The sequence below is a fragment of the Methylibium sp. T29 genome (assembly GCF_000576205.1).
Taxonomy (GTDB): domain Bacteria; phylum Pseudomonadota; class Gammaproteobacteria; order Burkholderiales; family Burkholderiaceae_C; genus Methylibium; species Methylibium petroleiphilum.
This window is the reverse complement of the sequence record NZ_AZND01000027.1, coordinates 1-26,981: the sequence shown is the minus strand read 5'-3', so window position 1 is coordinate 26,981 and position 26,981 is coordinate 1. Positions and strand designations below refer to the sequence as shown.

General features: G+C 68.2%; 19 protein-coding genes, 1 tRNA gene and 7 pseudogenes. 15 read left to right on the top strand and 12 right to left on the bottom strand.

The window, feature by feature from the left end; all coding sequences use genetic code 11:
* From x551_RS06045 to pth, 6 genes and pseudogenes are all read left to right on the top strand, one after another.
* Nucleotides 1–1,182 (top strand): tetratricopeptide repeat protein (locus x551_RS06045; protein WP_036247848.1); only part of this gene is annotated, 1,182 nt, incomplete at its 5' end.
* Nucleotides 1,183–1,712: 530 nt separating this feature from the next.
* The gene (ispE, locus tag x551_RS06040) at nt 1,713–2,576 is read left to right on the top strand and encodes a 4-(cytidine 5'-diphospho)-2-C-methyl-D-erythritol kinase (RefSeq protein WP_011830806.1); all 864 of its coding nucleotides are present in this window, start codon (nt 1,713–1,715) and stop codon (nt 2,574–2,576) included.
* Nucleotides 2,577–2,636: 60 nt separating this feature from the next.
* Nucleotides 2,637–2,713: transfer RNA gene (locus tag x551_RS06035), tRNA-Gln, on the top strand.
* Nucleotides 2,714–2,807: 94 nt separating this feature from the next.
* A complete protein-coding gene (locus x551_RS06030) occupies nt 2,808–3,773 on the top strand; it encodes a ribose-phosphate pyrophosphokinase (protein WP_011830805.1) in 966 nt (321 codons plus the stop codon).
* Nucleotides 3,774–3,855: 82 nt separating this feature from the next.
* A complete protein-coding gene (locus tag x551_RS06025) occupies nt 3,856–4,500 on the top strand; it encodes a 50S ribosomal protein L25/general stress protein Ctc (RefSeq protein ID WP_011830804.1) in 645 nt (214 codons plus the stop codon).
* A gap of 291 nt (nt 4,501–4,791) precedes the next feature.
* Nucleotides 4,792–5,388, top strand: a pseudogene (pth, locus tag x551_RS06020) (aminoacyl-tRNA hydrolase); the annotation flags it as partial.
* Between the two features lie 648 nt (nt 5,389–6,036).
* Here the strand turns inward: pth and x551_RS06015 are convergent.
* From x551_RS06015 to rsmD, 3 genes and pseudogenes are all read right to left on the bottom strand, one after another.
* Nucleotides 6,037–6,273 (bottom strand): annotated as a pseudogene (locus x551_RS06015) (YfhL family 4Fe-4S dicluster ferredoxin); the annotation flags it as partial.
* A 76-nt stretch (nt 6,274–6,349) separates the two neighbouring features.
* Complete coding sequence (gene coaD, locus x551_RS06010) at nt 6,350–6,850, bottom strand: pantetheine-phosphate adenylyltransferase (protein WP_011830800.1); 501 nt, start codon at nt 6,848–6,850, stop codon at nt 6,350–6,352.
* 36 nt (nt 6,851–6,886) lie between these two features.
* Nucleotides 6,887–7,499: pseudogene (gene rsmD / locus x551_RS06005) on the bottom strand (16S rRNA (guanine(966)-N(2))-methyltransferase RsmD).
* Nucleotides 7,500–7,629: 130 nt separating this feature from the next.
* Here rsmD and ftsY point away from each other — a divergent pair.
* Nucleotides 7,630–8,682 (top strand): signal recognition particle-docking protein FtsY, encoded by a 1,053-nt coding sequence (gene ftsY, locus x551_RS06000; RefSeq protein WP_036231881.1) that lies wholly within the window; start codon nt 7,630–7,632, stop codon nt 8,680–8,682.
* A gap of 16 nt (nt 8,683–8,698) precedes the next feature.
* Here ftsY and x551_RS05995 read toward each other — a convergent pair whose 3' ends face one another.
* A complete protein-coding gene (locus x551_RS05995; protein WP_161727981.1) occupies nt 8,699–9,496 on the bottom strand; it encodes a DUF2726 domain-containing protein in 798 nt (265 codons plus the stop codon).
* Nucleotides 9,497–9,573: 77 nt separating this feature from the next.
* A pseudogene (gene ffh / locus x551_RS05990) lies at nt 9,574–10,946 on the bottom strand (signal recognition particle protein).
* A gap of 105 nt (nt 10,947–11,051) precedes the next feature.
* Here ffh and ccsA point away from each other — a divergent pair.
* The 8 genes and pseudogenes from ccsA (at nt 11,052) to x551_RS05950 (ending at nt 21,711) form a co-directional block, all read left to right on the top strand.
* On the top strand, nt 11,052–11,876 hold the full coding sequence (gene ccsA, locus x551_RS05985) for a cytochrome c biogenesis protein CcsA (protein WP_011830795.1): 825 nt from the start codon (nt 11,052–11,054) through the stop codon (nt 11,874–11,876).
* Between the two features lie 45 nt (nt 11,877–11,921).
* Nucleotides 11,922–12,152 carry a PP0621 family protein gene (locus x551_RS05980; protein WP_011830794.1) on the top strand — a complete coding sequence of 77 codons (231 nt, stop codon included), beginning with the start codon at nt 11,922–11,924 and terminating at the stop codon, nt 12,150–12,152.
* Nucleotides 12,152–14,026, top strand: coding sequence for an ATP-binding protein (locus x551_RS05975; RefSeq protein ID WP_036231877.1), 1,875 nt, complete (start codon nt 12,152–12,154; stop codon nt 14,024–14,026). The genes x551_RS05980 and x551_RS05975 overlap by 1 nt, the downstream gene beginning before the upstream one ends.
* A 39-nt stretch (nt 14,027–14,065) precedes the next feature.
* Nucleotides 14,066–15,720 (top strand): annotated as a pseudogene (locus tag x551_RS05970) (sigma-54 dependent transcriptional regulator).
* 2 nt (nt 15,721–15,722) lie between these two features.
* A complete protein-coding gene (ampD, locus tag x551_RS05965; RefSeq protein WP_148211074.1) occupies nt 15,723–16,307 on the top strand; it encodes a 1,6-anhydro-N-acetylmuramyl-L-alanine amidase AmpD in 585 nt (194 codons plus the stop codon).
* A gap of 486 nt (nt 16,308–16,793) precedes the next feature.
* Entirely contained in the window at nt 16,794–19,709 is a 2,916-nt protein-coding gene (locus x551_RS05960) for a ribonucleoside-diphosphate reductase subunit alpha (RefSeq protein WP_036247836.1), read from the top strand.
* Nucleotides 19,710–19,844: 135 nt separating this feature from the next.
* Entirely contained in the window at nt 19,845–21,056 is a 1,212-nt protein-coding gene (locus tag x551_RS05955; RefSeq protein ID WP_011830789.1) for a ribonucleotide-diphosphate reductase subunit beta, read from the top strand.
* 217 nt (nt 21,057–21,273) lie between these two features.
* Entirely contained in the window at nt 21,274–21,711 is a 438-nt protein-coding gene (locus tag x551_RS05950; protein ID WP_011830788.1) for a histone H1-like DNA-binding protein, read from the top strand.
* Nucleotides 21,712–21,794: 83 nt separating this feature from the next.
* Here x551_RS05950 and x551_RS05945 read toward each other — a convergent pair whose 3' ends face one another.
* From x551_RS05945 to accB, 7 genes and pseudogenes are all read right to left on the bottom strand, one after another.
* Entirely contained in the window at nt 21,795–22,172 is a 378-nt protein-coding gene (locus x551_RS05945) for a hypothetical protein (protein ID WP_152543431.1), read from the bottom strand.
* A 129-nt stretch (nt 22,173–22,301) separates the two neighbouring features.
* A pseudogene (locus x551_RS05940) lies at nt 22,302–23,206 on the bottom strand (carbohydrate kinase family protein).
* A 57-nt stretch (nt 23,207–23,263) separates the two neighbouring features.
* Complete coding sequence (locus x551_RS05935; RefSeq protein ID WP_051511865.1) at nt 23,264–23,740, bottom strand: DUF3426 domain-containing protein; 477 nt, start codon at nt 23,738–23,740, stop codon at nt 23,264–23,266.
* Entirely contained in the window at nt 23,704–24,390 is a 687-nt protein-coding gene (locus x551_RS05930; RefSeq protein ID WP_036247833.1) for a zinc-ribbon domain-containing protein, read from the bottom strand. Before x551_RS05930 ends, x551_RS05935 begins: the two co-directional genes overlap by 37 nt.
* A gap of 31 nt (nt 24,391–24,421) precedes the next feature.
* A complete protein-coding gene (prmA, locus tag x551_RS05925) occupies nt 24,422–25,324 on the bottom strand; it encodes a 50S ribosomal protein L11 methyltransferase (RefSeq protein ID WP_036231885.1) in 903 nt (300 codons plus the stop codon).
* 16 nt (nt 25,325–25,340) lie between these two features.
* Nucleotides 25,341–26,690, bottom strand: a complete 1,350-nt coding sequence (accC, locus tag x551_RS05920; RefSeq protein WP_011830783.1) for an acetyl-CoA carboxylase biotin carboxylase subunit — start codon at nt 26,688–26,690, stop codon at nt 25,341–25,343.
* A gap of 13 nt (nt 26,691–26,703) precedes the next feature.
* Nucleotides 26,704–26,981 (bottom strand): annotated as a pseudogene (accB, locus tag x551_RS05915) (acetyl-CoA carboxylase biotin carboxyl carrier protein); the annotation flags it as partial.

Genomic DNA, 26,981 nt, shown 5'->3' with positions numbered 1-26,981 from the left:
CTCGACGCCGCGCGCCGTGGTCAAGCGCTGAGTCCGCGGTCGGAGGCCGTGGCGCTGCTCGCCATTGAACTGATGCCGACCGAGCAGCGGGCCGAGTCGCTGGTCACGGCCTTTCTCGAGGCCCAGCCACCGGCTCCGGCCGCCACGCGCAGCGCGGTGCGGCTGGTCTATGCCCGCACGCTGGCTGTCGCGCAGCGCTATGCGGACGCCGCGCCGCAGCTCGAGGCGGTGACGCGCGACGCGCCGCAGTTCGTCGACGCCTGGCTGACGCTGGGCGCCTTGCGGCTGGAACTGAAGCAGCCGGCCGAGGCCGAAGCGGCGCTGCGCGAGTACCTCGCGCGCCTCGAGGCCGGCAGCGAGGCGGCATCGACCGAAGCGGCCGATGCCACGCAGGACGAGGACGCCGCCACGCCCATGCAGCGTCTGACGCAGGCCTACCTGCTGTTGGCCCAGGCCGCCGAGCAGCGGCGCGACTTCAAGGCCGCCGAGGGCTGGCTGGCCAAGGTCGACAGCTCCCAGGCACTGACGGTGCAATCGCGGCGCGCATCGTTGCTGGCGCAGCAGGGCAAGCTCGCCGAGGCGCGCAGCCTGATCCGCGCGCTGCCGGAACGGCAGCCGGAGGACGCGCGCTCCAAGCTGCTGGTGGAGGCGCAACTGCTGCGCGACCAGAAGCAGTGGTCGGAGGCACTGGGCGTCCTGACCGAGGCCAACGACCGCTACCGCGACGACACCGACCTGCTGTACGAGCAGGCGATGATGGCCGAGAAGCTCGACCGCATGACCGAGATGGAGCAGTTGCTGCGTCGCGTGATCGCGCTGAAGCCGCAGCAGCCGCAGGCCTACAACGCGCTGGGCTACTCGCTCGCTGATCGCAACCAGCGCCTGCCGGAAGCGCGCCAGCTGATCATCAAGGCCCTGGAGCTGTCGCCGGGCGATCCGTTCCTGATCGACAGCCTGGGCTGGGTCGAGTACCGGCTCGGCAACCATGACGAGGCGATCCGCTGGTTGCGGCAGGCACACGGCGCACGACCGGACACCGAGATCGCCGCGCACCTGGGTGAGGTGCTCTGGGTCAGTGGCCGGCGCGACGAGGCTCGTCGGATCTGGGCCGAGGCCCGGGCCCGCGACGCCACGAACGACGTGCTGAAGGAAACCCTGGCGCGGCTCAAGGTCGATCTGTGAGGCGTGGCTGCGCACTGCTCGCCGCCGCGTGTGCTGCGGCAGTGTGGCTGGCGGGGTGCGCCGGCGTTGGCACGCCGGCGCCCCAGGGCGAGCGGCTGGCGGGACGCTGTCGGTGCGTGTCGAGGGCGACGCGGCACGGAACTTCAATGCGGCGTTCGAACTGGAAGGTTCGTCCGAGTCGGGCCAGCTGTCGTTGACGACGCCGCTCGGCATCCAGCTCGCCCGCGCCGACTGGTCGCCGCGGCAGGTTCGCCTGCGCTCCGGCGACGGCGAGCGCCTCTACCCCGACCTAGAGAGCCTGGCGGAAGACGCGCTGGGCGAGCGGGTACCGCTCGCCGCGCTGTTCGACTGGCTTCACGCCCGGCCCTGGCCCGGCGCGCCGAGCGCGGCGCAACCGCAGGGCTTTTCGCAGCTCGGTTGGGTGGTCGACGTGTCGCGCCGGGCCGAGGGCTGGGTCGAGGCGCGCCGCGCCGCGCTCCCCGTGGTGAGCGTGCGCGCAAGCTCGACGATGCCCCTGAGAAGGCCCGCCGATGAGTCTGCAAGCCCTCTACGACGTTCCCGCGCCAGCCAAGCTGAACCTGTTCCTGCACGTGACGGGCCGGCGCGACGATGGCTACCACCTGCTGCAGTCGGTGTTCGCGCTGATCGATTGGGCCGACACCCTGCATTTCGAACGCCGCCTCGACGGCCGCCTGGTCCGCCACGACCTGGCCGCCGCGCTGCCCGAGGACGACCTGTGCCTGCGCGCGGCGCGCCTGCTGCAGCGCGAGAGCGCCTGCCCGCTCGGCGCCGACATCTCGATCGACAAGGACGTACCCTGGGGCGCCGGCCTGGGCGGCGGCAGCTCCGACGCCGCCAGCACCCTGCTGGCGCTGAACCGCCTGTGGGGCCTGCACTGGTCGCGCGAGCGGCTGCTGGCGTTGGGCCTGCAGCTCGGCGCCGACGTGCCCTTCTTCGTGGGCGGTCACAACGCCTGGGTCGAGGGCATCGGCGAACGACTGACGCCCATCGAGCTGGCGCCGCGCTGGTGGGCCGTGCTGAAGCCCGCTGTGGCGGTGCCCACCGTGGCGATCTTCGGCAGCCCGCTGTTGGTGAGGAACACCGCTGCTGCTACAATCTCGGACTTCTCTGCAAACGCAGTCGAGTTCGGCCACAACGATCTGCAAACGCCCGCAATGGCGTACAGCGACGAGGTGGTCCAGGCTCTGGCGCTGCTGCAATCCCGCTACGGCGCAAGCCGCATGTCGGGATCCGGCAGCGCGGTGTTCGCGGAGGCCGGCACCGGCGAGTCACCGACGGTTGCGATGATGGAAGCGGCTTCGCTTCCTCCGTCGTGGGTGGGACGCATGTGCCGCGGCTTGACGGTGCATCCGCTGGCGCTCTGGGCCGGCTGATCATCGCCATGCGACGGTTTCGGGCGTGGCTCGGGCGCAAGCCGGAGCGGTGTCCTGTGTAGGGGAGTCGCCAAGTTGGTTAAGGCATCGGATTTTGATTCCGACATGCGAAGGTTCGAATCCTTCTTCCCCTGCCAAAGCTTTACCCAGGAAGCATGGCGCCCGCGTTCCGGGCGCCATGTTTTTTGATCGGACAGGTTTTTTCCAACGAACGACCGCCTCGGAGGCGTGATGCTCTCCTCCAACACCGTGATCTTCACCGGCAATGCGAATCCGGCGCTGGCGCAGGAGATCGCCACCTCGCTCGGCATCGAACTGGGCCGCGCGGCCGTCGGGCGGTTCTCGGACAGCGAAGTCACGGTCGAGATCCAGCAGAACGTGCGGGCGCGCGACATCTTCGTCGTGCAGCCCACCTGCACCCCGACGAACGAGCACCTGATGGAGCTCTTCATCATGGTCGACGCGCTCAAGCGTGCCTCGGCCGGCCGCATCACCGCCGTGATCCCCTACTACGGCTACGCGCGCCAGGACCGCCGCCCGCGCTCCACCCGCGTGCCGATCAGCGCCAAGGTCGTTGCCAACATGCTCGAGGCCGTGGGTGTGAACCGCGTGCTGACGATGGATCTGCACGCCGACCAGATCCAGGGCTTCTTCGACATTCCGGTCGACAACATCTACGCCTCGCCAGTGCTGCTGTCGGACCTGAAGAGCCGCCGCTACGACGACCTGATCGTCGTCTCGCCCGACGTCGGCGGCGTGGTGCGCGCCCGCGCGCTGGCCAAGCAGCTCAACTGCGACCTCGCCATCATCGACAAGCGCCGCCCCGCGGCCAACGTGTCGGAAGTCATGCATGTGATCGGTGAGATCGACGGCCGCAACTGCGTGATCATGGACGACATGATCGACACCGCCGGCACCCTGGTGAAGGCCGCCGAGGTGCTGAAGGAGCGCGGCGCGAAGAGCGTGTTCGCCTACTGCACGCATCCGGTGTTCTCCGGCCCGGCGATCGAGCGCATCAAGAACTCGCAGATCGACGAGGTGGTGATCACCAACACCATTCCGCTCAACGCGGCGGCCAAGGCCACCACCAAGATCCGCCAGCTGTCGGTGGCCTTCCTGTTTGCCGAGACCATCCGCCGCATCTCGGACGGTGAGTCGGTCACCTCGCTTTTCTCGGAGCAGAACAACAACTTCTGAGCCGGGTTCTGCCCGTGCGCATGGGGCGTGCGGGTTCACACAGGGTGCCTGGTCGCGGGCACCTTCCTTTTGGAGAAAACTCATGAAATTCGTCGCTTATCCGCGCGAACTGCAGGGGACCGGAGCGAGCCGCCGCCTGCGTATTTCCGGCAAGGTGCCGGGCATCGTCTACGGCGCCGGCGAGCCGCTGAAGATCGAGCTCGACCACAACGCGCTGTTCCACGCGCTCAAGAAGGAAGCCTTCCACGCCTCCCTGCTCGACATGGAATTCAATGGCAAGAGCCAGCAGGTGCTGCTGCGTGATGTGCAGATGCACGCCTTCCGCCCGCAGGTGCTGCACGTCGACTTCCAGCGCGTCGACGCCACCACGCGCGTCACGAAGAAGGTGCCACTGCACTTCGTCAACGAAGAGAACGCGCCGGGCGTCAAGCTCGACAAGGGCCTGATCTCGCACGTGGTGACCGAACTCGAGGTGGAGTGCCTGGCCTCGCAACTGCCCGAGTACCTGACGGTCGATCTGGGCGAACTGGCCAAGGGCCAGTCGCTGCACGTCAATGACCTGAAGCTGCCCCCGAGCGTGAAGGTGGTGCTGCGCGGCAAGAAGAACCCGGTGATCGCCACCGTGGTGATGCAGGCCGCGGAAGAAGCCCCGGCCGAAGTCGCCACCCCGACCGCTGCCGCGCCAGCTGCCAAGGGCAAGAAGAGCGAGAAGCAGAACAAGAAGTGATTCTTCTTGGGTGTTCGCTGCCCATGCTTCCAGCCCCGCTTCGGCGGGGCTTTTTGTTGTCCGTGTCGCACCGGGGCCCGCTACACGATCTGGGCAACTCCCTCTCATGGGGGCGCGACCACGGATGCGGGCTTCAAGTACGCTGAGATCTCCACACAGGGACATGCCTTGCCTACGCAGACTCGACCTGTTCCGACTCGATGAAAGATCGCAAGAGGAGAGAGAAGCTCCTTCGTGGCTGCACGCTTTCCACGGTGTGGCTCGGTCTGGGTCCTCACGATAATCTTTGTCATGATTCGACTGATGGTGGGGCTCGGCAACCCGGGCCCGGAGTACGAGGCCACTCGCCACAACGCCGGCTTCTGGTGGGTGGACGCCGTCGCGCGCCAGCTCAAGGCCTCGCTGCACGCGGAGCGCGCGTACCACGGGTTGGTGGCGCGAGTGAACACGCCTGTCGGGCCGGTGTGGCTGCTGGAGCCGCAGACCTACATGAACGTGTCGGGCAAGTCGGTAGCGGCGCTGGCACGCTTTTTCAAGATCGCTCCGGAGGAGATCCTGGTGGCCCACGACGAGCTCGACCTGCCGCCGGGCGAGATGAAGCTCAAGCAGGGCGGTGGCCATGCCGGCCACAACGGCCTGCGCGACATCCATGCGCAACTCGGTTCCACTGACTACTGGCGTCTGCGGCTGGGCATCGGTCATCCGGGTGTGAAGGCCGAGGTGGCCAACTACGTGCTCGGCAAGCCCACGCGCGAGCACCGTGAGGCCATCGATGCCTGCATCGTGCGCTCGCTGACTGCTGTCGACGCCTTGCTGTCCGGTGACATGAGCAAGGCCACGCTGCGCCTGCACACCAGCAAGCCGCCCCGGCCGAAGCCGCCGCGGCCGGTGGCGGTCGCGGGCACTGGGGTTCCTGCTGCGGCGGATGCTCCTAGGCGCCCGATATTGCCGGCAGCGCCCCGGCCACCACCCAGGGCGATCCTCCATGAAGCATGGGATGCTGTCACTGCTGGTGCTGGGCTTGTTCGCCGCCGCGGCACCGCAGGCCGCCAGCGCCCAGGGGGCTGTCTACCGCTGCGGCGCCGACGGACGCAGCTACTCGCAGCAGCCTTGTGCGGACGGGCGCACGCTCCGCGTCGATGACGACGCACGCACGCCGGCCCAGCGCCAGCAGGCCATGGAGGCGGCGCGGCGCGATGCCCGCTTGGCCGATGCGCTCGCCCACGAGCGACGCCAAGCCGAGTCGGTGAGCGTGAGGGCGGCTTCGTTGAGCGCGCCAACGCAGAAGGACGCAGAGGTGCACGCGACTGCCGGCAAGCCGAACCCGAAGAAGCGGCGGCACGCGAAGCGGCCTGCAAACCCTCCGGCCGGTGCTTCCGGAGATTTCAAGGCGACAGGGCCTGTGCCGCCCGGTGCCAAGAAGACGCGCGCCGGAACGGCGGCCCCGCCGACCCGTTGAACACAGAACGGCGATTCAGCCGCAGCGGTGCCGGAGGGGGGCAGCGGCGACACGTCTGGCGACGCGGGTTCACCGACGAGCGCCCTGAACTTGGCCCACAACTGCGGCGGGCTCTCGACGTGCGCCGGATTCACCGGGATGCAGGCGACCGGGCAGACCTGCACACACTGCGGTTCGTCGAAGTGACCGACGCACTCGGTGCACTTGGCCGGGTCGATGATGTAGATCTCGGGCCCGAGCGAGATGGCCTGGTTGGGGCACTCGGGCTCGCAGACGTCGCAGTTGATGCAGTCGTCCGTGATCATCAGGGCCATGGGGAGCTCCGATGCAGCGGCGCACGGCCGCCGAGCCCGCGGCGGGCGTTGTCGATCGGGACGGACATCCGGTGTGTCATGTGGCCTGGCTGACGCGCTGTTTCAGGCGCTGGAGGACCGAGGGTGCCACGAACTTCGAAACATCACCGCCCAAGGTGGCAATCTCGCGCACGAAGGTGCCGCTGATGAACTGGTACTGGTCGCTCGGGGTCAGGAACACGGTTTCCACGTTGGGCATCAGCTGGCGATTCATGCCGGCCATCTGGAACTCGTATTCGAAGTCGCTCACGGCGCGCAGGCCGCGCACCACCACCTTGCCGCCGTGCTCGACGACGAAGTCGCGCAGCAACCCGCGGAACGCGATGACTTCGACATTGCGATGCGAGGCCAGCAGTTCCTGCGCGATCTCCAGCCGTTCGGCGATGGTGAACATGGTGCGCTTGTGGTGGCCGGCGGCCACGGCGACGATCAGACGGGGGAACAGCGCGCTGGCGCGACGCACCAGATCCTGGTGTCCGAGCGTCATCGGGTCGAAGGTACCGGGGTAGACGGCGCTCAGGCCGGGGTTGAAGGGCACGGTGTTTCCTTCGCGGAGCGGGCAGGGTGGCGAAGTTTATGCCGCAGCGTCACGGTCCGCGGGGCGGAGCAGGTGCGCATGCACCTGCCCGGCGCGGGTGTGCCGATCGAGCGCGAAGCCGAGTGGCTCTAGCGTCTCGGCCTCGAACGCCCGGTCGGCTTCGAGGTAGGCGCGACCGGTGGGTGCCAGCACGCGCTGCGCAGCGCGCAGCGCCGGCTCGAACAGGCCCCCGTCGAAGGGCGGATCCAGCAGCACCAAGTCGAAGGGCGCGCCGGCGTAACGCGTCATCCACGCCAGCGCGTCGGCGGCCTCGATGCGCACCGCGTGGGCCGCCAGTCGCGCCCGCACTGCGCACAGTCCGCGCACCAGGCGGCGTCGCGCTCGAGCAGCATCACGTCGCTGGCGCCGCGCGAGGCTGCCTCGAAACCGAGCGCGCCGCTGCCGGCGAAGGCATCGAGCAGCGCCAGCCGCTCAGGTCCTGGCCAAGCCAGTTGAACAAGGTCTCCCGCACGCGGTCGGGCGTGGGGCGCAGCCCCGGAGCCACGGGCACCGGCAGCTTGCTGCGCTTCCACTGCCCGCCGATCAGTCGGACCTCACCCGGCCTGGCTGGCGTGGCGGCGGGGCGAGCGGCAGCGGGGGCACGGGGCATCGGCCGATTCTAGGCAGCCGCTTCTCCGGTGCGCCGGTGACGATCGCTCGCGCGCCGGGCTCACCGTGGTGCGTGTGGGGCGCTGCGTCCCAGAGAGGCCGCGGCGGCCTGTCCCTAGAATCCGGGCCACATGTTCAGTTTCTTCAAGAAGAAGGCGCCGGTCGTGGCGCCACCGCCGACCGGCCCCGAGGCCCCAGCAGCATCCGCACCGTCTCCCGGGCCTGATGCCGAAGTCCGCGTGGCTGCTGCGGCGCCTGCCGAACAGCGCCGCCCCTGGCTCGACCGGCTCAAGAGCGGGCTGCGGCGCACCGGATCCGGCATCACGCAGGTGTTCACCGGCACGCGCATCGACGAGGCGCTGTACGAGGAACTCGAGGCGGCGCTGCTGATGGCCGACGCCGGCATGCCCGCCACGCAGCACCTGCTCGCCGACCTGAAGCGGCGCGTCAAGGAGCACAAGGCCACCGATCCTGCCGCGGTGAAGTTGTTGCTGGTCGACGCGCTGGCCGAACTGCTTGCGCCCCTGCAGCGGCCGCTGGTGCTGGGCGAGACGCGGCCGACGGTGATCATGGTCGCGGGGGTCAACGGCGCGGGCAAGACGACCAGCATCGGCAAGCTCACGCGCCACCTTGCCGACGGCGGCCTGAAGGTGCTGCTGGCGGCGGCCGACACCTTCCGCGCAGCGGCGAAGGAGCAACTCGCGGTGTGGGCGGACCGCAACCGCGTCGAGATCGTCAGCCAGGAAGGCGGCGACCCGGCCGCGGTGAGCTTCGATGCCGTGAAGGCCGGGCAGGCCCGCGGCTGCGATGTGGTCGTCGCCGACACCGCCGGCCGCCTGCCGACGCAGGCGCACCTGATGGAAGAGCTGCGCAAGATCAAGCGCACCATCGGCAAGGCCATGGACGGCGCGCCGCACGAGGTGCTGTTGGTGGTGGACGGCAACACCGGGCAGAACGCGCTGGCCCAGGTCAAGGCCTTCGATGCCGTGTTGGGGCTGACCGGGCTGGTCGTCACCAAGCTCGACGGCACTGCCAAGGGCGGGGTGCTGGCGGCGATCGCGCTGTGGTCGCGCGAGCGTGACGGCGCCTCGCCGGTGCCGGTCTATTTCATCGGCGTGGGCGAGAAGCTCGCGGATCTGGAGACTTTCGACGCGCGCGAGTTCTCGCAGGCGCTGCTGACCTGAGCCGGACGCGCCAGGTTCAGCGGGCCGGCGCGTCGAGCGGCATCGACGCGGACGACAGATCGTCGAACCAGGTCGACTGGGCGGGCTCCGCCAGCGTGGCGCCGTCAGCTGCCTCGCGGTCCAGGTCCTCGAGCACGTCCTGCAAGGTCACCATCGTGGGCCGCGCCGCCGGCGCGGCGCTGCCGGCGACCTCGGTCACGAGCACCCCCGGCATGACCGCTGCCCGGCGGGTGCGCACACGGCTGCCGCCGTCCTCGGTACGAAGGCCCTGCGACGTGTTCACCACTTGGTCGCGCACCATCGGGACGCTCGGCAGTGCGTCCTCGTTCCAGACGATCACGCGGATGCCGGCTTGCTGCAGCACGCGGTCCATGCGCTCGTGGCGGCGCACGGTGCGTTCACCGTCCTTGCCGGGCGGGCGGCGCACTTCGACGACGGCAATCACCTGCGAGACCGTGTCGCAGACCACCAGGTCGGCGCAGATCTGGCCGACGCGGCGCATCCACTCGTGGTACGAATTGCGGGTCGGCACGCGGATGAAGCGGGCCAGGGGCACCTGCGCCAGCAAGGTGTACTCGGGCAGGGCCTGCTGCAGCACCAACTGCGCCTTGCGCTCCTTGAGCGTGAGCACGCGGGTGGCTTCGGGCGGCCACGCGGCCACGGTGTCGAGCGCCTCGACGCGCTTGTCGCGCTGCTTGTCGCGGCCCGGACTTTCCGGGCGTTCACGGCCACCGCGGCGTCGCGCCAGTACCACCAGCATCAGGCCCGCCAACAGCACCGCCAGCGCCTGCAAAACCATCGGATCGCCCATCATCGTCATCCTCCAAAACCCCGACGATGAACGTAAGTGGGGCGCCGAAGAGCGTCAAGAGAACAACGCACGCTTTCGGGCTAGCGAACAAATCCTTTCATTCCGCCGCCGCCCATGCGCTTCATCATCTTCATCATGCCGCCGCCCTTCATCTTCTTCATCATCCCCTGCATCTGCTCGAACTGGTTCAGCAGGCGGTTGACCTCCTGCACCTGAACGCCCGCGCCGGCGGCGATGCGGCGCTTGCGGCTGGCCTTGAGCAACTCGGGCTTGCGCCGCTCGAGCGGCGTCATCGAACGGATGATTCCTTCCATGCGACGCACGTCGCGCTCGGCACGGTCCATGTCGCGGCGCCGAGCTGTGGCGTCTTGCCACCGGTCATCTGCGCGGGCAGCTTGTCGATCAGGCCCGACAGGCCTCCCATGTTCTTCATCTGCGAGATCTGCGAGAGGAAGTCCTCGAGGTCGAAGCCCGAGCCCGACTTCACCTTGTCGGCGAGCTTCTGTGCCGCCTGCAGGTCGACGCCCTGCTGCACCTGCTCGACCAGCGCGAGGATGTCGCCCATGCCGAGTATCCGTCCGGCGTGGCGCTCGGCATCGAACAGCTCCAGGCCGTCGATCTTCTCGGACACGCCGGCAAACTTGATCGGCGCGCCGGTGACCTGGCGGACGCTCAGCGCGGCGCCGCCGCGCGAGTCACCGTCCAGCTTGGTCAGAACAATGCCGGTCAGCGGCAGCGCTTCCTTGAAGGCCTTGGCAACGTTGATCGCGTCCTGGCCCTGCATCGCGTCGACGACGAACAATGTCTCGATCGGGTTCAGCGCCGCGTGCAGCGCGCGGATCTCGGCCATCATCGCTTCGTCGATCGCCAGGCGGCCGGCGGTGTCGACCAGCAGCACGTCGAAGTAGTGCTTCTTCGCGTAGTCCACCGCGGCCAGCGCGATGTCGACCGGCTGGTCGCTGGCCTGCGACGGAAACCACTCCGCGCCGGCCTGCTGGGTCACCGTCTTCAGCTGCTCGATCGCGGCCGGCCGGTAAACGTCGCCCGACACCGTGAGCACCTTTTTCTTGCGCCCGATCAGGTGCCTGGCGAGCTTGGCTGTCGTCGTGGTTTTGCCGGCGCCCTGCAGGCCGGCCATCAGGATCACCGCCGGCGGTTGCGTCGCGAGGTTCAGCTCGGCCACACCGCCGGCGCCCATGGTCGCCGCGAGCTCCTTGTGCACCACGCCCACCAGCGCCTGCCCCGGCGACAGCGAGCCGACGACCTCCTGACCCAGTGCCTTTTCCTTCACGCGGGCGATGAAGTCGCGCACCACTGGCAGCGCGACGTCGGCCTCCAACAGCGCCATGCGCACCTCGCGCAGCATGTCCTGCACGTTGTCTTCGGTGATGCGGGCCTGGCCGCGCATGGTCTTGACCAGGCGGCTCAGGCGTTCGGAAAGGGCGGATGCCATGGGAGGAGGTCTCGGGTTGGTGCTGTGTCGGGGCGCGGCGCGCTGCGGAGCCGGCCGTCCGGCGCGCACCCTTGCGGCCCGGGGCGCGAACGTACACTGCGCAGCATGATTTTATCGCCCGGCCTCTCCGCTGCGAGCCTGCTGCCGCTGGCCGCGACGAGCATCGTGGCGCTGCTGGCCTACCTTGTCGCTGCGTTCAGGCGCGAAGCCACATGGCTCGGCGTCGTGCTGGCGGTCGGATGGATCGGCCATGGCCTGGCCATCGGCCTCCACGCGGCCGGCGTCGGTGAGGCGCAGCCGGGCGCTCGCTTCGGTTTCGCGCCCGCGCTGTCGGTGACGCTGTGGCTGGTGCTGGCGGTGTATGCGATCGAAAGCCGCTTTGTGCCGCTGGCCGGCGTGCGGCGCACGCTGGCCGTGCTGGGTGCGGCTGCCGTCGTGCTGACCCTGGTGTTTCCCGGCGAACTGCGCCCGCACGCTGGCTCACCGTGGGCGCCGTTGCACTGGATCCTCGGCATTGCGTCGTATGGCTTGTTCGGCACCGCGCTGCTGCACGCCGCCTTGCTGCGGCGTGCGGAGCAGCGCCTGCGCAGCAAGCCGGCGGCAGGCGAAGCGCCGCGCGTGCCGTCGCCCGGGCTGCCGCTGCTGCGGCTGGAGAAGTTGACCTTCCGCTTCGTGGCGGCCGGCTTCGTCGTGCTGTCGGCCACGCTGCTGCTCGGCTGGTGGTTCTCCTCGCCCTGGCGCTGGGATCACAAGAGCGTGTTCTCCGTGCTGGCCTGGGGTGTGTTCGCGGCCCTGCTCGCCGGGCGCCGCGCTTTCGGGTGGCGGGGCCGGCTGGCGACGCGCTGGCTCTATGTGGGGGCCGGGCTGCTGCTGCTCGCCTACGTCGGCTCGCGCTTCGTGCTGGAAGTGGTCCTCCACCGCACGACCTGACGGCGAAGCACGGCCTTCTTCTGTCTTTCCGACGTCCCTTCACGCATGAAGTACCTGGTCCTGCTGCTGGTGATCGTGGCCGTGCTGTGGCTCGTGCGTTCGCGGCCACGTGCGGTACGCCCCGACCGTGCGCCCGCGTCCGAGGGCAGTGCGCCGCAGGCCATGATCGAGTGCGTTCACTGCGGCGTGCACCTGCCGCGAGCCGAGGCCGTGGCGGGCCTGCAGGGCCACTACTGCAGCGACGCGCACCGGCTCGCCCACGGCGACTCACGCTGATGGCGGGCACGACCGGATCGGGTCGCCGTCGCGCCCCTGCGGATGGCGGGGCGTCGTGGTTCGGGTCGATCGATCTCGGCCTGCCCGGTGACGACGATGCGGCGCAGTCGCGCTTCGACCGTGGCGAGTGGCGCGAGACCGATGCTGCCGATTCGCGCTTCCTGTCGCGTCAGGCGCGGCGGATCGCCGGGTCGGGCCAGAGCGCGGTGTACCGGCTCTACCGTGCCTTCGTGGCCTCGCGCGCGGTGCTCGGTCTCGCGCTGCTGGCCACCGAGGTGGCGATCACCTGGCTGAGTCCGCGGCCACAGCGAGAGCTGGTGCTGTCGCTGTGTTCGCTTTACGCGATGGCCGCGCTCCTGTTGTGGGTGCTGCCCAACCTGCTGGGTCCGATGCAGCCGGCGCTGCAGTCGCGTCTGCGACGCCGCCACTGGATGGCGACGATCGGGGTCGACATGCTGAGCTTCGGCGTCCTGCATCTGCTGGCCGGCGGAGGCGTGCTGAACTACTCGGCGCTGCTCGTGCTGCCGGTGCTGATGGCCGGTGTGCTGACGCCGCGTCTGCAGGCGTTGGGAGTGGCCGCCGGGTGCACCTTGATCCTGCTTGCTGCCGCGGGGCTCAATGTGGACGTGACCGGCGAGGCAACGTTGCAGCTCACGCAGGCGGGCCTGGCCGGCGTCGGCCTGTTCGTGGTCAGCCTGATGGCGGGCGAGTTGTCCGGTCGGCTGGCGCGCGAGGAGCTGACAGCGCGCGGCAGCCTCGAATTGGCGCGCCAGCAGGCGCAACTCAATCGCCTCGTCCTCGAGGAAATGCAGGACGGCGTGATGGTCGTCGACCGCCGTGGCCGGGTGCGCGCCGCCAACCCGGCGGCGCGCCATCTGCTCGACGAGCCGCTGATCAGCGCCGCCGACAGCTTCTCGCTGACCGGTGTGCAGGCCTGGGAGCCCCTGGTCAGGGCCGTGGACCGGGCCTTCGGGGAGGGCCACTGGCCCGAGGGGGGGCGCGACGTGGTGTTGCCCCGTGTGGCCTCCAGCGATACGGGGCCGCGACAGCTGCGCCTGCGCGTGCGCTTCACGCGTCGCCGCGAGACGGGGGCGCCGGAGGACTACTGCGTGCTCTTCCTGGAGGACCTGCGCACGGTGCAGGCGCGCGTGCGCCAGGAAAAGCTGGCGGCGATGGGTCGCGTGTCGGCCGGCATTGCGCACGAGATCCGCAATCCGCTGGCGGCGATCATGCAAGCCAATGCGCTGCTGGCCGAAGACGCCAGCAGCGCGCAGCAGGTGCAGCTCACGCGCATGGTGGATGAGAACGCCGAGCGCCTGAAGCGCATCGTCGACGACGTGATGGAGGTTGCACCGAGCCTGCTGCCCGAGCCGGCGCCGCTCGACGCGAGTCTGCAGGTCGCCACCATCTGCGGCGAGTGGGCCCGCACCGCGGGCCTGGCGATCGGTGCCGACAGCGTGCTGCGGGTCGACCTGCCGAGCGAGCCGCTCGGCGTGGTGTTCGACGGCGAGCACCTGCGCCGCGTGCTGGTGAATCTGCTCGACAACGCGCTGCGGCACGGAAGCCGGACGCCCGGTGCGGTCCAACTGCGGCTCGCTGCGGCGAGCGAAAGCCGAGCCCTGCTCACGGTGGGAAGCGACGGCGAGCAGATCGCGCCCGAGGTCGAGCGTTACCTGTTCGAGCCCTTCTTCTCGACGCGCAGCCGCGGCACCGGACTGGGACTGTATATTTGTCGTGAGCTGTGCGAGCGCTACGGCGCCAGCATCGAATACAGCTCACGCGGCGCGCCGGAGCGCCACCGCAACGTGTTCTCGGTCGCCATGCGGCGCACGCTGCTTCCGGACGGCGATTCCCGGCTTCACTTCAGCGCATGAGAATTTCAGTGCCCAGCGACTTCAGCCCTTCGACGGCACATGACCTGTCGGCGCGGCGATGCTCCACCCCGGGAGCGACGCCATGAGCCGGCCTCGCATTTCAGCCTGCTGGTGGTCGACGACGAGCCCGACCTGCGCACCCTCTACGAGCTGACGCTGCTGCGTGAGGGCTACGAGATCGAGACCGCAGCCTGTGTCGAGGACGCCTGGGCCCAACTCGCCGACCGCACGTTCAGCGCGGTGATCACCGACATGCGTCTGCCCGACGGCAGCGGGCTCGACCTGCTGCATCGCCTGGAGGAAGCCGGGCGCCGCGAGAAGACCATCGTCATCACCGCCTACGGCTCGGCGGAAAGCGCCGTCGAGGCGCTGAAGGCCGGCGCCTACGACTACCTGACCAAGCCGGTCGACCTGAAACTGTTCCGCAGCGTCGTGGCGTCTGCCCTCGGTCGGGCCGCGGCCAGCGGTCCGACGGTGCAGCCCGATCAGTTGCCGTCCGAGTCCGGGGCGGCGAGGCCCTCGCGCGCCGGCGTTGCCGCACGCCCGGTGCCGACGATCGTGATCGGCCCGGCCGCTGCGGTGGTCCCTCCGGCCGGCGCGCTGGCGCGGATGGCCGGCAACTCGGCCCCGATGCAGCAGGTGCGTTCGCTGATCGAGAAGGTCTCGCGCAGCATGGCACCGGTGCTGGTGCATGGCGAGTCCGGCACCGGCAAGGAGCTGGTCGCACGGGCGATCCACGACAGCGGCGTGCGCCGGAGTCAGCCCTTCATTGCGGTGAACTGCGGGGCGATCCCTGAGCAGTTGCTGGAAGCCGAGTTCTTCGGCTACCGACGCGGTGCGTTCACGGGGGCGAACGAGGACCGCGACGGTTTCTTCCAGGCCGCGCGTGGCGGCACGCTGTTCCTCGACGAGATTGGTGATCTGCCGCTGTCGATGCAGAGCAAGCTGCTGCGCTCGATCCAGGAACGCTCGGTGCGGCCGGTGGGCGCGACGACGGAGACGGCGCTGGACGTTCGCATCGTCAGCGCGACACACAAGAACTTGGCGGCCGACGTGCAGGCGGGGCGCTTCCGCCAGGACCTGTACTACCGGCTCAACGTGATCCAGATCCGGGTGCCGCCGCTGCGCGAGCGGCTCGAGGATCTGCCGGCGATCTGCGAGCGCGTGTTGGAGCGCATCGCCGCCGACGCCGGAGTCAGTCCGCCGCCGCGGCTGACGCGTGACGCGCTCGCCTACTTGCTGCGCTACCCCTTCGGCGGCAACGTCCGCGAACTCGAGAACCTGCTGCACCGGGCCGTCGCGCTGTGCGATGGCGATGTGATCGATGTCGGCGACCTCGACCTGCCCGAGTCGGCGTTCAGCGACAGCGGGCGTGCCGAGCTGGCGGCGCTGCCAGCGGGTGTGCCGACGCCGAGCGCCGCCGAGTTCCCGGCGAGCGCGGCGCTGCCGACGCCGTTGCCGGACGATCTCGCCGCCTACCTCGACGGCGTCGAGCGCGACATCCTCGTGCGTGCGCTGGAGCGTTACCGCTTCAATCGCACTGCTGCAGGCGCCAGCTCGGTCTCTCGCTGCGGCAGATGCGCTATCGCATGGCGCGGCTGGGGGTCATGGTCGCCGAGCATGGCGTGGCCATCGGGCCGGGTGCCGACGACTCGGATGACGAACTGCCGCCCGCCGGATCGGGGCGGGCGTGAGCCTGCAGGGCACGCACTGGCAGGACGGTTGGTGGTCGGCTGCGCGCCGCGTCGATTCGCCCAACCATGGGCCGCGGCCAGAAGGCACCGAGGTCACGCTGGCGCTGATCCATTCGATCAGCCTGCCGCCTGGCAGCTATGGAGGCGACTCGATCGAGCGGCTGTTCACCAACACGCTCGACTGGGATGCTCACCCCTATTTCCAGCAGATCCGCGGCCTCGAGGTGTCATCGCATTTCGTCGTCCGGCGCGACGGCGAGCTGCTGCAGTTCGTGCCGACAGCGCGGCGGGCCTGGCATGCCGGCCGCTCGGCGTGGCGAGGCCGGGAGAACTGCAACGACTATTCGATCGGCATCGAGCTCGAAGGTCTGGAGGGCGAGCGCTTCGAGCCGTCGCAGTACGAGCGCCTCGCCGAGTTGCTGCACGCGCTCGCGCGGCAGCATCCGTTGCGCGACGTGGCCGGGCATGAGCACGTGGCTCCCGGGCGCAAGCTCGACCCCGGCGCCGGCTTCGAGTGGGTGCGCCTGCAGTCGCTGACAGAATGGCCGGATCGGTACTTTCCCAAGGGTGTGCTCGCCTCGCGCTGAAGGCGCGAAGCGAGCGCGTTTGGCGAAGGCAGGTTCCATGCGGCCTGGCGGCCGATTTTCGCGCTGGAGGCGCGTCACTCGTGGGCCGGGCCGTCGTGCGCAAGCACTGATGCGGCTTGTCTCCGAGGTGTGAGAAAGGTCGCCACGTTTCAAGTCGTGACACGCTACATATAGTGCTTGTAGAGGCGACGAGCGCTAGATATAGTGTGCCGATGCCTTCCCGTCCTGCCTGAGCCGAGCACGTCCGGGGTCGCTCTCGCGTGAACATCGACCTCGTGGCCGCCCCGTCCAGGCGGCGTTGTACAGCCCGGCGCTGCGTCTGCTCCGATCGTCCCGCTGTCACGATGGCGATCGGCAGTTCATGGCGCACCGTGTCCCGTGCACGCTGGTACCTCGAAGGCTGAACCCAGGCGATCACCCGCAGTCGAACCCCTTGCGCCGGCCCGTCGCAAACACCGTCATCTCATAAGAACCGAAAGGGACCTCATGCAATCCATCAGCTCCAGCGTTCCGGCCGCCGCTCTTGCCGGCGGCGCGCTCGCCGCCACCGCAGTTTCGCGGGCGGCTCCCGGCAGCTCGGCCTATGCCGGCTACCAGATCATCCGGCGCAACGGAGCGGTGGTGGCGTTCGAGCCGAACAAGATCGCCGTGGCCTTGATGAAGGCCTTCCTGGCCGTGCACGGCACGCAGGGTGCGGCCTCGGCCAGCGTCCGCGAGATGGTCGATGGTCTGACCGAATCGGTGGTGCGCGCGCTGCTGCGTTCACGTCCGGGCGGCGGCACCTTCCACATCGAGGACATCCAGGATGCGGTGGAACTCGGGCTGATGCGCGGCGGGCACCACGAGATCGCCCGCGCCTATGTGCTGTACCGCGAGCGCCGCGCTCAGGAGCGCGCCAAGCAGGGCGCTGCGCCGGTGGCGCCGGCCGTCGCGCTGCACGTGATCGATCGCGGCCAGCGCGTGCCGCTCGACACCGGCCGGTTGCAGGCCCTGGTGGAATCGGCCTGTGCCAATCTCGGCAGCGAGGTGCAGGCTGCGCCGATCCTCGCCGAGACCCAGCGCAACCTGTACGACGGCGTGCCGATCGACGAGGTCTACAAGGCCGCCATCCTGGCCGCCCGCACGCTGATCGAGAAGGACCCGGCCTACACGCGGGCGACTGCGCGGCTGCTGCTGCACACCATCCGCCGCGAAATCCTCGGCGGCGAGGTGCTCCACGAGGAAATGCAGCAGCGCTATGCCGACTACTTCCCGGGCTTCATCAAGCAGGGTGTCGAGGCCGAACTGCTCGACGAGCGGCTGATGCAGTACGACCTGCGCCGCCTGGGCGAGGCGCTCAAGGCCGACCGCGACCTGCAGTTCGACTACCTCGGCCTGCAGACGCTGTACGACCGCTACTTCCTGCACGTTCGCAAGGCGCGCATCGAATTGCCGCAGGCCTTCTTCATGCGCGTGGCCATGGGCCTGGCGCTGAACGAGGTCGACCGCGAGGCGCGGGCAATCGAGTTCTACGAGGTGCTGTCGAGCTTCGACTTCATGTCGAGCACGCCGACGCTGTTCAACAGCGGCACGCGCCGCTCGCAGCTGTCGAGCTGCTACCTCACGACCGTGGCCGACGACTTGGACGGCATCTACGAGGCGATCAAGGAGAACGCGTTGCTCTCCAAGTTCGCCGGTGGTCTGGGCAACGACTGGACACCGGTGCGTGCGCTCGGCAGCCACATCAAGGGCACCAACGGCGAGTCGCAGGGCGTCGTGCCATTCCTGAAGGTCGTCAACGACACCGCGGTGGCCGTCAACCAGGGCGGCAAGCGCAAGGGGGCGGTCTGTGCCTACCTGGAAACCTGGCACCTCGACATCGAGGAGTTCCTGGAGCTGCGCAAGAACACCGGCGACGACCGCCGTCGCACCCACGACATGAACACCGCGAACTGGATCCCCGATCTGTTCATGCGGCGCGTCATCGAAGGCGGCGACTGGACGCTGTTCTCGCCGTCCACCTGCCCGGACCTGCATGACAAGTTCGGCATCGCTTTCGAGCAGGCGTACACCGCCTACGAACAGAAGGCCGATCGAGGCGAGCTCAAGCTCTACAAGCGCGTGCCGGCCAAGGACCTGTGGCGCAAGATGCTGTCGATGCTGTTCGAGACCGGGCATCCGTGGATCACGTTCAAGGATGCCTGCAACGTCCGCTCGCCCCAGCAGCATGTCGGCGTGGTGCACTCTTCGAACCTGTGCACCGAGATCACGCTCAACACCAACGGCAGCGAGATCGCGGTCTGCAACCTCGGCTCGGTCAACCTCGCCCAGCACCTGATGCACGGCGCCGAGGGTCTGGAGATCGACCACGCCAAGCTGAGGAAGACGGTGTCGACGGCGATGCGCATGCTCGACAACGTGATCGACATCAACTACTACGCGGTCAAGAAGGCACGCGACTCCAATCTGCGCCACCGCCCGGTCGGCCTGGGCGTGATGGGCTTCCAGGACAGCCTCTACCAACTGCGCATTGCCTACGCTTCGCAGCAGGCGGTCGAGTACGCCGACCGTTCGATGGAGGCGGTGTGCTACCACGCCTATTGGGCCTCGACCGAACTGGCCGAGGAGCGCGGCCGCTATTCCAGCTACAAGGGTTCGCTGTGGGACCGCGGCATCCTGCCGATCGACAGCCTGGATCTGCTGGCCGAGCAGCGCGGCGGCTACGTCGACGTCGACCGTTCCACCTCGCTCGACTGGGACGCGCTGCGCGCGCGCATCCAGCAGCACGGCATGCGCAATTCCAACTGCGTGGCGATCGCTCCGACCGCGACCATCTCCAACATCATCGGCGTGGACGCGTCGATCGAGCCGTCGTTCAGCAACCTGTCGGTCAAGTCCAACCTGTCGGGCGAGTTCACGGTCATCAACGAGTACCTCGTGCGTGATCTGAAGAAGCTCGGTCTGTGGGACGACGTGATGGTGATGGACCTCAAGCACTTCGATGGTTCGCTGCGTCGCATCGACCGCGTGCCAGAGGAACTGAAGTCGCTTTACGCGACGGCCTTCGAGGTCGAGCCGACCTGGCTGGTCGAGGCGGCGGCACGCCGCCAGAAATGGATCGACCAGGCGCAGAGCCTCAACATCTACATGGCGGGCGCGTCCGGCAAGAAGCTCGACGACACCTACAAGCTCGCGTGGCAGCGTGGCCTGAAGACCACCTACTACCTGCGCACGGTGGGCGCGACGCATGCCGAGAAATCGACGGTGAAGGCGGGGCACCTGAATGCCGTGTCGAGCGGCAGCGGTGGTGTCGATGCCGTGGCTGCTGCAGCGCAAGCGCAGTTCGATGCTGCGAGCAGCGTGCCCGCCACCGACATGAAGTTCTGCGCGATCGACGACCCGACGTGCGAGGCCTGTCAGTGATTCGCCAATGCGTGTCGTGCGGTCGTGGTCGCCTGCAAGCGATGCACGACCGCAACAACTTCAGCGCTTCGATGTCAACAAGTGCTTGGTGTTTGAACACAACACTCCGATAATTCAGTTCACAGGAAGTACACCATGCTGGTTTGGGAAGACGACGCTCGTTCCGCCTCCACTGCGACGCATCACACTCCGCCCTCATCGCTGCGCGATGCACGGGCCACAGACCCGTCATCCCCGATTTCCTCGTCGCCCGCAACGCAGTCTGCTGCCTTGTTCGATGCGCCTCCGGCTGCGGCCCATGCCGTGAAGCCTTCGGCGGCAGCGGGCACGCGCCGCGTCAACGTGGCCGACAAGCGCATCATCAACGGCCAGACCGACGTCAACCAACTGGTGCCGTTCAAGTACAAGTGGGCGTGGGAGAAGTACCTCGCCACCTGTGCGAATCACTGGATGCCGCAAGAGGTCAACATGTCGCGCGACATCGCGACCTGGAAGGATCCGAACGGCTTGTCGGAAGACGAGCGCCGCATCATCAAGCGCAACCTCGGCTTCTTCGTGACCGCCGATTCGCTGGCCGCCAACAACATCGTGCTGGGCACCTACCGCCACATCACCGCGCCCGAGTGCCGGCAGTTCCTGTTGCGCCAAGCCTTCGAAGAAGCGATCCACACGCACGCCTATCAGTACATCGTCGAGTCGCTGGGCCTGGACGAGAGCGAGATCTTCAACGCCTACAACGAGGTCCAGTCGATCCGCGACAAGGACGAGTTCCTGATCCCCTTCATCGGCGCGATCATGGATCCGAACTTCCACACCGGCACGCTCGAGAACGATCGCACGCTGCTGAAATCGCTGATCGTCTTCGCCTGCCTGATGGAAGGTCTGTTCTTCTACGTCGGCTTCACGCAGATCCTCGCGCTCGGTCGGCAGAACAAGATGACGGGCGCGGCCGAGCAGTACCAATACATCCTGCGTGACGAGTCGATGCACTGCAACTTCGGCATCGACCTGATCAACCAGATCAAGCTCGAGAACCCCCAGCTGTGGACCGCCGAATTCAAGGCCGAGATCAAGGCCCTGTTCATGAAGGCCGTCGAACTGGAATACCGCTACGCCGAAGACACCATGCCGCGCGGCGTGCTCGGTCTGAACGCGTCCATGTTCAAGGGCTACCTGCGTTACATCGCGAACCGGCGCGCGACGCAGATCGGCCTGGAGGAGCTCTTCCCGAACGAGGAAAACCCGTTCCCGTGGATGAGTGAAATGATCGACCTGAAGAAGGAGCGCAATTTCTTCGAGACCCGCGTCATCGAGTACCAGTCCGGTGGCGCGCTCTCCTGGGATTGAAGCACCTCGTGCGCACGGCGCTCGGGCTCTGAAGAAGAAGGAAGACAACAAATCAAGATCTGTGGGTGAGACGTTAGCGACGCAGAAGCGCAACGCATTGCCCACGACCCCATTCACTGCACCGGAGCGTCTCTCCAAGGCAGCCCCATGGGCAGTGAATCGCTGTGCCGTATCGAGCGGCACAGTGCTCTTTGCAACTTGATCAAGGAGAATCGTGATGGCAACTGCGAAGAAACCGGCCGCTAAGAAGGCCCCTGCGAAGAAGGCTGCGGCCAAGAAGGCCCCGGCGAAGAAGGTCGCGGCCAAGAAGGCCCCGGCGAAGAAGGCTGCAGTCAAGAAGGCTCCGGCCAAGAAGGCGGCAGCGAAGAAGGCTCCGGCCAAGAAGGCGGCGGCGAAGAAGGCTCCGGCCAAGAAGGCGGCGGCGAAGAAGGCTCCGGCCAAGAAGGCGGCGGCGAAGAAGGCCCCTGCCAAGAAGGCCGCGGCGAAGAAGCCTGCCGCGAAGAAGGCTGCCAAGAAGCCGGCTGCGAAGAAAGCCGCGAAGAAGCCGGCTGCGAAGAAGGCTCCCGCCGCCCCTGCTGCGCCTGCAGCCCCGGCAGCGAAGACCACGCTCAGCCCGCAAGCGGCTTGGCCTTTCCCGACGGGCACCAAGCCCTGAGCGATTGGCTCGACCAGAGTTGAAAGCCCGGCTCCGGCCGGGCTTTTTCATGGGCGCAGCAGCAGCGGCAGTACGCGGTCGGTCTAGAGAGGTTGCGTGTCGGCGAAGCCGTTCGCAGGCAGGGCCGTCGCGAGTCGGCCGCGGTCGAGGTTCTCGGCAAGTTCCTGCTTGCGCGCGGCGGCATCGGCGGCCTTGTCGCGGGCTTCGCGCTGAACCGCACTCAGCGCCGGGCGTTCGGCCAGTTCCTTCTGCAACTGTGCGATCTGGCGTTTGGCCTGCGTTGCATTCTGGCCCGCGACGGCGCGGGCCTTTTCGAGGCGTTGCAGCACGGCACTCAACTGGCGTCGATACCACCAGGCGCACATCAGCCACGAAAGCGCGGCCAGCGCGAGCGCAGCGCCCATCAACAGCAGCCAGTTCGTGAGAGTCATCGCACACTCCATCGGCGGCCGCAGTTTCACCGGCCACTCAGCCTGATGCGAACGATAGCTGCTCGGCCGCCACTGCGTCCGTGAATCCATCTCGCGTGTCGCTGTCTCCGAGGGCGCCGCTGCCTCACGACTGTGCATTACGGCACAGTCGATACCGATTCAGAGTCCGAGCGCGGCCCGATCGATGCGGTGGTTCTGCGGGCCGGCGCACGCAATCTTCAGCGCGCCGACGCGGTTTCCGAGTTCGGCGCAGCGCGCCAGGGGCCAGTCGCGCTCCAGGCCGTAGAGCACCGCACCGCGGAAGGCGTCGCCGCAACCGGTCGGATCGACGATCGCCGTGGCGGTCACGCCAGGAACGCGCCGGACCTGCCCCTGCTCCCACACCTCGCAGCCGTCAGCGCCCAGTGTGACGAACAGGCCGCGCAAGTGGGAGCGCGACAGTTGTTCGAGCTCAGGCCGGTGCGGTCACACAGCATCCTCGCCTCGTAGTCGTTCACCGCGACCCAACTCGCCTGCTCGACGAATCGGCGCAGTTCGGTGCCGTCGAACATCGGCAGGCCCTGGCCCGGATCGAAGATGAATGGAATGCCGGCCTCGTGCAACTGCTGGGCATGCTCGATCATCGCGTCGCGGCCGTCCGGTGCCACGATCGCGAGCGCCAGGTCACCCCGTGGGGGCACCGCCGTGCGCTGTGCGAACTGCATCGCGCCGGGGTGGAAGGCGGTGATCTGGTTGTTGTCTTGGTCGGTGATGATGATCGCCTGCGCCGTGTAGCTTTCATCGATGCGTTTGACCAGGGTCGTGCTCACGCCCCAATCGCGCAGCCGCTGCAGGTAGCCGTCGCCGTCGGCGCCGAGCGTCGCCATCACCACCGGCGTGCCGCCCAGCTGCTGGTGGGTGTAGGCGATATTGCCGGCGCAACCGCCGAATTCGCGCTTCAGCGTGGGTACCAGGAAGGACACGTTGAGGATGTGGATCTGCTCAGGGAGGATCTGTTGCGCAAAGCGGCCGGGGAACATGGTGATGGTGTCGAACGCGAGCGAACCGCAGATCAGGGCCGGCATGGCAACTCCGAGACGAGGAAGAATAAAAGGGCGGTCGATCGGCGACGAGCAAGGGGCTCAGGGATAGAACAGCTCGACCGTGTAGCCACTGATGCGTGCGCCGCGCGCCGTCAGCAGTGCTTGCAACTGACTTTCCGATCCGGGGGCGAGCGCCACGCCGGGCACTGAACCGCCCGTGGCGGTGCGGAAATCGGCCGGCGCCAGCGCGCGCCGCGAGACCAGGGTGCCGCTGTTGTCGGTCACACTGAGATCGACCGACGGCAGGGCGATATCCACCTGGCCCCGGTTGTGCAGCGTCAGGCTCAGCCGGTAGGCATCACTGCCTTCCACCTGCGTCAGCCCACTCGATTCGACGGTGATGGCCGCAAGGCGCCGCAGCGGCTCGATGCGGCAGTCCAGCACCTCGCACAGCGTTTCCAGTGTCGGCCGCGCCTGCGGCCATTGTGCCGCGAAGGCGTCGCGGTACTGCACAGCGATCTGGGTGAGCAGCGTGCCGATCAGCAGTGCCGCAGCCACGACGAGCGAGGCGCGCACCCGCGGGCGGCGCCAGCGCGCCGCATCCTCGGCCTGGCGCAGGAAGCCGGGAGTGCCGGCAACGGCCGGCGCAGCGGGCGGCGGCATCGCCGCCTCGTCCCGATCGGCGCCTCCAGCAGCGAACTCATCGCGGCCGCCTGTCGCGCGGCACGGCTGTCGCGCCAGCGCTGCAGCAATGGCGTGGACGGCGGCGCGCTCTTGGGGCTGGCTGGCGGCAGCGCATCGACGGGATCTTCGGTCGCGTCCGGTTCCAGTGCCGCGGCGTCGGGCGGGAACTCGCTCGGAAAGCGGGCATCGGCGAAATCGGGGTGCTCGTCCGAGCGGCTGTCGTCGGACTGCGGCGCGAAGAAGCGCGACTCGATCGCGTCATGCTCCTGGGTCGCGGGCATGGCCGGCAGTGCGCCGTGTTCGCTGTTGCCGGGGTGATGGCTCGCAACGAACTCGGCCATGCCCTCGACCACCGACTGCGTAGCGCCGGCCTTCGGGATACGCTGCGGCGGTGCCTCGCGCTCCAGATCGAACAGGCCTTCGAGCGCGTTGAAGGTGTCCTGGCAGCGGCCGCAGCGCACCCAGCCTTCCGAGACCTTGAGCTGGTCCTGCACGACACGGAAGATCGTGCCGCAGGCGGTGCAGCGGGTGGCCAGGCTCATGCTGCGAATGATGCCATCGCGCAGGCCCTTCTCAGGCGGCGCGGCGGGCGGTCATCAGGATCCAGCCGTCTTCGCGATCGCTGACCTCGAGCACAAGCCATGGCGCATAGGCGGCCTGCAGCTCGGCGGCCTGGCGCTCCAGGATGCCGGCCAGCACGAGGTGGCCGCCCGCGGCGACATGGGCGCTGAGCAGCGGCGCCAGCAGCTTCAACGGTGTGGCCAGGATGTTGGCCAGCACCAGCGGATAGATGGCCGACGGGCTGCCGGCGCGTTCGGGCAGCCCGGCTTCGAGCGTCACGCCATTGGCATGTGCGTTGTCCCGAGTCGACTGGATCGCCGCCGGGTCGATGTCGACCGCGTCGATCGGCGCGGCCCCGAACAGTGCGGCACCGATGGCAAGGATGCCCGAGCCGCAGCCATAGTCGAGCACGCGCCGGCCGCGCACCGCAGCCTCGTGCGTGGCGATCCAGCGCAGGCACATGCGCGTCGTCGGATGCGTGCCGGTGCCGAAGGCGAGGCCAGGGTCGAGCCGTATCACCTGCGTCGCCGCGGCCGGCGCCTCATGCCATGACGGCACGATCCAGAAGGTCGGCGTGATCTCGACCGGCGCGAACTGCGACTGCGTCAATCGCACCCAGTCCTGTTCGGGCACCGGCTGCAGCGAGTGCACCTGCAGATCGGCCGCCCACTCCTGAGCCAGCAACAGCGTCGCCGCATCGGTCGCGCTGGACTCGTCCGGAAACAGGGCGCGCAGCGTCGAGCGCTGCCAACCGGCCTTCGGTGCAGGCATGTCGGGTTCACCGAACAACGCCTGCTCGGACGGTGTGTCGGCGTCCGCGTCTTCGACCGAGATGCTCAGCGCTTCGAGTTCCATCAGCGCGTCCGACACTGACTCGACCTGCTCCTCGCGGGCGAGCAACACCAGCTCGAACATGCTCGTGTCTGCCACGTCAGCGCTTGCGCTGGGCCATCCAGCCTTCGAGGTAATGGATGCTCGTGCCGCCCTCGACGAATTTCGCGTCGACCACCAACTCGCGGTGCAGCGGCGTGTTGGTCTGGATCCCTTCGATCACCGTCTCCAGCAGCGCCGTGCGCATGCGGGCCAAGGCCTGCTCGCGGGTGTCGCCGTGCGTGATGATCTTGCCGATCATCGAGTCGTAGTTCGGCGGCACGAAGTAGTTGGTGTACGCGTGCGAATCGACCCGCACGCCGGGGCCGCCCGGCGGATGCCACATCGTGATGCGGCCCGGTGACGGCGTGAACTTGTACGGGTCCTCGGCGTTGATGCGGCACTCGATCGCGTGGCCCCGCATCTCGATCTGGCGTTGCGTGAACGGCAGCTTCTCGCCGGCGGCGATCTTGATCTGCATCTGCACGATGTCGACGCCGGTCACGAGCTCGGTCACCGGGTGCTCGACCTGCACGCGGGTGTTCATCTCGATGAAGTAGAACTCGCCGTTTTCGTACAGGAACTCGAAGGTACCGGCGCCCCGATAGCCGATCTTCTTGCAGGCGGCGACGCAGCGTTCGCCGATGCGCTCGATCACGCGCCGCGGGATGCCGGGCGCCGGAGCTTCCTCGATGATCTTCTGGTGGCGACGCTGCATCGAGCAGTCGCGCTCGCCCAGCCACACCGCGTTGCGGTGGGTGTCGGCCAGCACCTGGATCTCGATGTGGCGCGGATTCTCGAGGAACTTCTCCATGTAGACGGTCGGGTTGCCGAAGGCCGCGCCGGCCTCGGCGCGCGTCGTCTGCACCGCGTGGATCAGCGCCGCCTCGGTGTGCACCACCCGCATGCCGCGTCCGCCGCCACCACCGGCGGCCTTGATGATGACCGGGTAGCCGATCGCGCGCGCCTGGCGGATGATCTCCTTCGGGTCGTCCGGCAACGCGCCCTCGGCGCCCGGCACCGTGGGCACGCCCGACTTGATCATGGCCTGCTTGGCAGCCACCTTGTCGCCCATCACGCGGATCGACTCCGGCGTCGGGCCGATGAAGGTGAAGCCGCTCTGTTGCACGCGCTCGGCGAAGTCGGCGTTCTCGCTGAGGAAGCCGTAGCCGGGGTGGATGGCCTCGGCATCCGTCACCTCGGCGGCGGCGATGATGGCCGGCATGTTGAGATAGCTCTGCGCCGAGGCCGGCGGGCCGATGCAGACCGCCTCGTCGGCGAGCTTCACGTACTTGGCGTCGCGGTCGGCCTCCGAGTAGACGATGACGGCGCGCACGCCGAGCTCGCGGCAGGCTCTCTGGATGCGGAGGGCGATCTCGCCTCGGTTGGCGATCAGGATCTTCTTGAACATCGAGTGCTCTGCCTCACTCGATGATGAACAGCGGCTGCCCGAACTCGACCGCCTGCCCGTTCTCGCAGAGGATCTTGGTGACCGTGCCCGACTTGTCGGCCTCGATCTCGTTCATGATCTTCATCGCCTCGATGATGCAGATCGGCTCGCCTTCCTTGATCTCCTGGCCGACCTCGGCGAAGGCCTTGGCGCCCGGGCTCGACGAGCGGTAGAAGGTGCCGACCATCGGTGACTCACGCTGTGTCCGGTCGGCGCGGCGGGCTCGGCGCAGCCGCCGCCGGTGCCGGCGCG